Origin of the sequence: Pseudomonas tremae, assembly GCF_001401155.1 — a bacterium.
Taxonomy (GTDB): Bacteria; Pseudomonadota; Gammaproteobacteria; order Pseudomonadales; family Pseudomonadaceae; genus Aquipseudomonas; species Aquipseudomonas tremae.
Map to the genome: position 1 here is coordinate 1 of NZ_LJRO01000130.1, position 392 is coordinate 392.

General features: G+C 53.8%; 2 pseudogenes. Both read right to left on the reverse strand.

Annotated features, from left to right (window positions below):
* Positions 1–127, reverse strand: a pseudogene (locus ALO43_RS31370) (RNA polymerase sigma factor); the annotation flags it as partial.
* 68 nt (positions 128–195) lie between these two features.
* Positions 196–392, reverse strand: a pseudogene (locus ALO43_RS09385) (erythrose-4-phosphate dehydrogenase); the annotation flags it as partial.

Below are 392 nucleotides of genomic sequence, written 5' to 3' on the forward strand. Positions count from 1 at the left end.
GGTTGCCGACCATGCGTTGCAGGGTGCGTAGCAGAACCGGGCGCTGGGCCAGAAAGACATCGTTGAAGCGTGACTGCGACACAGAGAGGCCCGACCAGAGATGTGAGCAAATGATAATGCTTCTCATCTTTTGGTCGGGTCAAGCCTGCATCTGTAAATAATTATCTTACGCTGCTGCCCACTGCGACGCTGAATTTACTCGGCGTTGTGCAGCGCCAGGCAGTTGTCGAACATGCGATTGGAGAACGCCCATTCGTTGTCGTACCACGACAGTACCTTGAGCAACTTGCCACTGACCTTGGTGTGATTGGCGTCGAAAATCGACGACAACGGGTTGTGATTGAAGTCGTGGGAAACCAGCGGCAGGGCGTTGTAACCGAGCACTTTGGAAT